Source organism: Mesorhizobium sp. M6A.T.Ce.TU.002.03.1.1 (genome assembly GCF_003997275.1).
Lineage (GTDB): Bacteria > Pseudomonadota > Alphaproteobacteria > Rhizobiales > Rhizobiaceae > Mesorhizobium > Mesorhizobium mediterraneum.
The window spans coordinates 26617-32737 of the sequence record NZ_RZTI01000064.1; the positions used below are offsets into that span (position 1 = coordinate 26617).

Annotated in this window: 5 protein-coding genes; 2 read left to right on the top strand and 3 right to left on the bottom strand. The window is 62.3% G+C overall.

From position 1 onward, the window contains the following. Positions 1-150 precede the first annotated feature (150 nt). Positions 151-1053 carry a phosphotransferase family protein gene (locus EOC93_RS19185; protein WP_127205402.1) on the top strand — a complete coding sequence of 301 codons (903 nt, stop codon included), beginning with the start codon at positions 151-153 and terminating at the stop codon, positions 1051-1053. 2 nt (positions 1054-1055) lie between these two features. On the opposite strand, the gene EOC93_RS19190 is transcribed toward EOC93_RS19185, so the two are convergent. The 3 genes from EOC93_RS19190 to EOC93_RS19200 all read right to left on the bottom strand — a co-directional run bounded on the left by EOC93_RS19190 (position 1056) and on the right by EOC93_RS19200 (position 3781). Next, positions 1056-1976: a DMT family transporter gene (locus EOC93_RS19190; RefSeq protein ID WP_127205403.1), complete on the bottom strand. Its 921-nt coding sequence runs from the start codon at positions 1974-1976 to the stop codon at positions 1056-1058. A gap of 146 nt (positions 1977-2122) precedes the next feature. Beyond that, on the bottom strand, positions 2123-2374 hold the full coding sequence (locus tag EOC93_RS19195; RefSeq protein ID WP_127205404.1) for a hypothetical protein: 252 nt from the start codon (positions 2372-2374) through the stop codon (positions 2123-2125). A 120-nt stretch (positions 2375-2494) separates the two neighbouring features. Continuing rightward, positions 2495-3781 (bottom strand): amidohydrolase family protein, encoded by a 1287-nt coding sequence (locus tag EOC93_RS19200; protein WP_127205405.1) that lies wholly within the window; start codon positions 3779-3781, stop codon positions 2495-2497. A gap of 432 nt (positions 3782-4213) precedes the next feature. On the opposite strand from EOC93_RS19200, the gene EOC93_RS19205 reads away from it, so the two are divergent. After that, positions 4214-5863 (top strand): ABC transporter ATP-binding protein, encoded by a 1650-nt coding sequence (locus EOC93_RS19205; protein WP_245458178.1) that lies wholly within the window; start codon positions 4214-4216, stop codon positions 5861-5863. The last annotated feature ends 258 nt before the right edge of the window (positions 5864-6121 follow it).

Below are 6121 nucleotides of genomic sequence, written 5' to 3' on the forward strand. Positions count from 1 at the left end.
TCCGCAAAATCAAGTGCTGCAGCGACCTTTGCGCGTCCAACAGGGACGCACGGCGCTGGAGTGAATCGCATGCCGGCGATGATAGCCAAACGGTGAAATTTGTGGAACCGTCGTCGCCACAAATAAAGACGCGAAAGGGGGCGGAAAGCGATGGTGGACGAGGAAGCACGCGCGGCGCTTGCAGCCATTCCAATGCTGGCCGCCTACCAGGGACCGCTGGAGCGGCTTGGCGGCCTCACCAACCTCGTCTTCAGGGCTGGAGATGTCTGCCTCCGGATTCCCGGCAAGGGCACAGAGGAGTATATCAACCGCGCCAGCGAGGCGGTGGCGGCACGCGAAGCCGCCAAGGCCGGCGTCAGCCCCGAGGTGCTGCATGTCGACGGCGAGACAGGCGTGATGATGACGCGTTTCGTCGTCGGAGCCGAGACGATGTCGCCGGAAAAATTCAGGACCCGGCCGGGCAGTCCGGCGCGTGCCGGCGAAGCTTTCCGCAGATTGCATACATCCGGCGCCGTGTTTCCCTTCCGCTTCGAGCTTTTTGCGATGATCGACGACTATCTGAAGGTATTGTCGACCAAGGACGTCGCCCTGCCCACCGGCTATCACGACGTGGTACGTGAGGCGGAAACCGTGCGCTCGGCCCTTGCCGCGCATCCCCTGCCCCTCGCCGCCTGCCACTGCGATCCGCTGTGCGAAAACTTCCTCGATACGGGCGACAGGATGTGGATCGTCGACTGGGAGTATTCCGGCATGAACGATCCGCTCTGGGATCTCGGCGACCTCAGCGTCGAAGGACAGTTTGATACCGCGCAGGAGGAAGAGATGATGCTCGCCTATTTCGGTGGCGAGCCAACGCCGGCGGAGCGCGGCCGCGTTGTCATCTACAAGGCAATGTGCGACCTGCTGTGGACGCTGTGGGGGCTGATCCAGCTTGCCAATAGCAATCCGGTCGACGATTTCCGCGCCTATGCCGACGGGCGTTTTTCGCGCTGCAAGGCGCTGATGGAGACGCCGGAGTTTTCAAGGCATCTGGCGGCGGTGCATGCGGGCTAGACCTAATTCACGCCTTTCGGCACGTTTTCAGGCGGCACGGTATCGACCACCTTCTGGCGATGGAAGATGAACAGGCCGGCCAGCACGATGATCCCAGAGCCGATCAGGATGCGCGGGCCGGGCATGTCGCCGAAGAAGGCCAGCCCGAAGATGACGGCCCACAGCAGCAGGCTGTAATGCAGCGGCGCCAGCGTCGAAGCGGGCGCCAGCTTCAGCGCCCTGGTGATCATCAGATGCGCGCCGCAGGAGACGATGCCGAGAAGCAGCATGGCGCCGAAATCGAGCGAGGACGGCGTCTGCCAGTTGCCGATGGTCAGCACCGCGCCGACTAGCAATGTGCCGATGGTTTGCCAGGTCACGAGCGAGGTGTCGCTGGTGCCGCGCAGCCGCCGGTTGAGGATGATAGCGAAGGCGAATGAAATGCTTCCGGCCAGCGCGAAGGTCGACGACAGCGAAAACGCGGCCGAGGACGGTTTGAGCATGATCAGCACGCCGCAGAAGCCGACCAGGATCGCCATCCAGCGGCGCCAGCCGACCTTTTCACCGAGCAACAGGTGGGACAATGCCGCAACGTAGATCGGCCCCGCCATATAGAAGCTCATAACGTCGGCGAGCGGCAGATAGACGACGGCGGCGTAAAACAGCGCCGTGTCGAGCGTCGTCATGACGACGCGCAAGACCTGCAGCTCAGGTCGTTCCATGCGGAACAGCTTGGCCGTACCTTGACGCGCGATCATCGGGCCGAGCACGAAAAAGGCGCCGATCGAGCGGATCAGCACGACTTGGCCGACGGAAAAGCTGGCGACCAGCCATTTGCCCATCGCATCGTTCAACGCAAACAGGAAATCGCCGGCCAGCATCAGCAGAATGCCAGCCAAAAGCACGTTCCTGATCGTCGAATTCTGGGCTGTTGGCTGTGCCATGCCGATGTCGCTTCCTCCCGCATGAAAGCTCGGTGAGCAGCGTCGTAGACGCAAGCAGCCGCTTTGACGAGCGTAAATCGGGAACCCGGCCAGACCAGAGCCGGAAATCGGCTGGGCCTATACTGAAAATCGCCAATTTGAACGGCCTACTTTGGCCGTGGCCGAAGGATGACCGGCCGATAGATCACGGGCCGGTCCCAGGGATCGAAAGCCGACGCGCTTCTCAGTTCCGCGCGCCGCGCGAGATCGATGCGCTGCAGGCATTCCGCGAAGGCATCATTCTTCCTGGCGAAGCCGTAGGACCGGCATTTCGCCTCGTCCGCGGCACGACGGTCTTCTGCCGTCATGCAGCCTGAGATCGCCGCCAACGCGACCACCATCGCCGTCTTGTGCCACATGGTGTCCTCCTCGACATAAAACTGGAGCCTGATTGTAGACTTAAGGTTTGGACCTATCAATCTGATCGAAGCGCGCGGCTTGATGCAGGTTCAATGTCCTATTGGGCCTGCCATTATTGGTCATGAAATGGGCGGGCGATGCCTGCGGTTCACAGTTCCTGGCCGTCCTGCGATCGAGAGTCGCGTTTCCTGCTTGGCCCGCTCGGCCACCACCTTGCCCCTGGCGATGACGCAGAGGCGCTCGGGACGCAGACGCAGGGCCTCGACCGGATCGCCGGCATCGAGGACGACGAGGCTGGCGCGCTTGCCGACCGCCAGGCCGAGATCGTCGAGGCCCATGATGGCGGCGTTGACATTGGTGACCATGTCGAAGCAGCGCGCCATGTCGGCCGGGCTCGACATCTGAGCGACGTGAAGACCCATGAAGGCGACGTCGAGCATGTCGGCGGTGCCCAGCGAATACCAGGGGTCGAGCACGCAATCCTGGCCCCAGCCGACGCGGATGCCGAGGGCAAGCATTTCCTTAACCCGCGTCAGGCCGCGGCGCTTGGGAGATGTGTCGTGGCGGCCCTGCAGCATGATGTTGATAAGCGGATTGGGGATCGCCGAGACGCCGGCCTCGGCGATCAGCGGCAACAGCTTCGAGACATAGTAATTGTCCATTGAGTGCATCGAAGTGAGATGCGAGCCGGCGACCCTGCCGTGCAGGCCGAGGCGTTGCGTCTCATAGGCTAGTTGCTCGATATGGCGCGACAGCGGATCATCGGTCTCGTCGCAATGCAGGTCGACCATAAGGCCACGCTTTGCCGCGATCTCGCACAGTTCCGTCACAGACCGCGTGCCGTCGGCCATGGTGCGCTCGAAATGCGGAATGCCCCCAACGATGTCGACACCCATGTCGAGCGCCCTGATGGTGTTGTCGCGCGCCGTCGGCGAGCGGTAAAACCCGTCCTGCGGGAAGGCGACCAGTTGCAGGTCGATATAGGGCGCGACCGTCTTCTTCACGTCGAGCAGGGCTTCAACCGCCAGCAAGCGGTCGTCGCAGACATCGACATGGGTGCGGATGGCGAGCAGACCCATCGACACCGCCCAGTCGCAATAGGCGAGGGCGCGGTCGCGCACCGCCTCATGCGTCAGCAGCGGCTTCAATTCGCCCCAAAGCGAAATGCCTTCCAGCAACGTGCCAGACGCGTTGATACGCGGGATTCCCAGGGAGAGCGTGGCGTCCATGTGGAAATGTGGATCAACGAAGGGCGGCGAGACCAGATTGCCATGGGCGTCGATCGCCGTGCCCGCGGTGACGTTCAACTCTGGCTCGATGGCCGCGATCGTCTCGCCGATGATGCCGATGTCGGCGATTGTGCCGTCGGGCAGCATGCCGCCGCGGACGATAAGGTCGAAATTCATCTGTCGTCGTCCTCTTTCAGAATCACGTTACAGCGCCGCGCGTCCTCTTGGACGCGCAAAGGAACGCTGCAGCACTTTGATTTTGCGCATGATCCCCAGCGAAAATCGAATCCGATTTCCGGGGCCGTGTGCATCGTGGAGCAAAAGACAGGTTGCCGCAGCCGTTTCTTTCCGCGGCAGCGAACAGTTCCATCCGACCACAACTCGCTCTATAAGCCGCCTTTCGTCCATTGAGGCGAATCCGCATCGTGTGTCGCGGCGCAGTGATCGGCTTCGGGCTCAACGCCACATTCGCAACCACGGAAATCCAGTGTGAACTTGAAGTTCCTCAAAGGTGACGAACGCTCGGAAGAGAACCGGCGCCTTATCGTAAGGCTGATCAGGGAATCCTTTCACCAGCACAAGTTTGGATACGGCGCCGCCATACTGTCGATGCTGGTGGTGGCCGCCATGACGGGCGCCAGCGCCTGGATTCTGCGCGAAATCACCAATGAGTTCGTGATCTACAAAAGAGTCGAGCGCATCAACTGGATTGCCGCGGCGGTCGCCGCGATCTTCATCGCCAAGGGCATCGCCAATTTCGTCCAAGCCTATTTCATGAGCCGCGTCGGCAACAGCATCATCGCCGAACGGCAGCGCAAGATCTACGACCGCATCCTGGCGCAAGGCATCGAGTTCTACCATTCGACCTCGTCATCCGACCTGATCACCCGCATGACCAACAATGCACAGGCCGCTCGCAGCGTGCTCGACCTCGTCGTCACGTCCTATGTGCGCGACCTGGTGACGTTGGTTGTCCTGGTGGCGGTCATGGTCTGGCAGCAGCCTGCGCTGTCCCTGATCTGCTTCGTCATCGGGCCCATAGCCATCTACGGCGTCAACCGCATCCTGAAGCGCGTCCGCAAGATCGCCGCGCAGGAATTCCGCTCGCTAGGCCAGATCGTGCAGGTGATGCAGGAAACGGCAATCGGCGTGCGTGTCGTCAAATCGTTCGGTCTCGAAGGCGCGATGCGCAAGCGCATGCACAAGGCGGTGTCGGATGTCGAGAACCGCGCCAACAACATTGCTACACTGGAGGCTGCCACCAGCCCGGTGATGGAAACGCTTGCCGGACTGGCGATCTCCGGCGCCATCCTGGTCAGCGGCCTTCTGGTCCTGCAGGGGGGCCAGATGCCAGGCAACATCATGGCCTTCATCGCGGCGCTGCTGCTTGCCTATGAACCGGCAAAGCGCCTCGCCCGCGTGCGTATATCGCTGGAAACCGGCATCGTCGGCGTGCGCATGATGTTCCAGCTCGCCGACCGGCCGCTGACGCTGGCCGAAAAGCCGGACGCCAAGCCGCTGCGGCCGGGGCCGGGCGAAATCCGTTTCGACAATGTTAGCTTTGCCTATCCGGAAAGCCCGCCGGTGTTCGAAGGGTTCGACCTGACCCTGGCGGCAGGCAAGATGACGGCGCTGGTCGGGCCATCGGGCGGCGGCAAGTCGACCATCCTCAACCTGATCATGCGTATGTACGACCCGCAGAGCGGCAAGGTGCTGTTCGATGGCCAGGACATTGCGCACGCCACACTCGCCTCACTGCGGCAGAAGATCGCCTATGTGAGCCAGGACACGTTCCTGTTTGCCGGCACGGTGATGCACAACATCCGTCTCGGGCGGCAGGACGCGCCCGACGAGGACGTGATCGCCGCCGCCAAGGCAGCCAACGCCCACAATTTCATCACCGCCATGGCGAAAGGCTACGACACGGAGGTCGGCGAGAACGGCGCGCTGCTTTCCGGCGGCCAGCGCCAGCGTATCTCAATCGCGCGCGCCATGCTGCGCAACGCGGAGATCCTGCTTCTCGATGAAGCGACCAGCGCACTCGATGCCGAATCCGAGGCGCTGTTTCGCGATGCGCTACAGCAGCTGACGGTCGGGCGCACGACCATCGTCATCGCCCACCGGCTGTCGACCGTGCACCAGGCCGACACGATCGTGGTTCTGGAAGCCGGCAAGGTGGTGGAAAGCGGCCCGCACCGGACGCTGCTTAGGCAAGGCGGGCTCTACCAGAAGCTTTATGAATACCAGTTGATGCCGTAGCGCTCTGTTCCCTTCTCCCCTTGTGGGAGAAGGTGGATCGGCGCGCAGCGCCGAGACGGTTGAGGGGTGCTGGACGGAATGAGGCGCTGGCGTTCCCTGGAACACCCCTCATCCGACCTCGCTTCGCAAGGCCACCTTCTCCCACAAGGAGACCTTTGCACAGAAGCCGAACGGTGATTCTGTGGTGAAGGTTGGAGCAGGGAGATTCGGGATGGCGGATCGTGTTTTGGGTCAGTTGAGTCTGGCGGACGGTCTGGC

Coding starts and splice junctions, on each gene's coding strand:
- EOC93_RS19195 (WP_127205404.1), bottom strand. CDS start 2,374: ATGTGGCACAAGACGGCGATGGTGGTCGCGTTGGCGGCGATCTCAGGC.
- EOC93_RS19185 (WP_127205402.1), top strand. CDS start 151: ATGGTGGACGAGGAAGCACGCGCGGCGCTTGCAGCCATTCCAATGCTG.
- EOC93_RS19200 (WP_127205405.1), bottom strand. CDS start 3,781: ATGAATTTCGACCTTATCGTCCGCGGCGGCATGCTGCCCGACGGCACA.
- EOC93_RS19205 (WP_245458178.1), top strand. CDS start 4,214: ATGCTGGTGGTGGCCGCCATGACGGGCGCCAGCGCCTGGATTCTGCGC.
- EOC93_RS19190 (WP_127205403.1), bottom strand. CDS start 1,976: ATGGCACAGCCAACAGCCCAGAATTCGACGATCAGGAACGTGCTTTTG.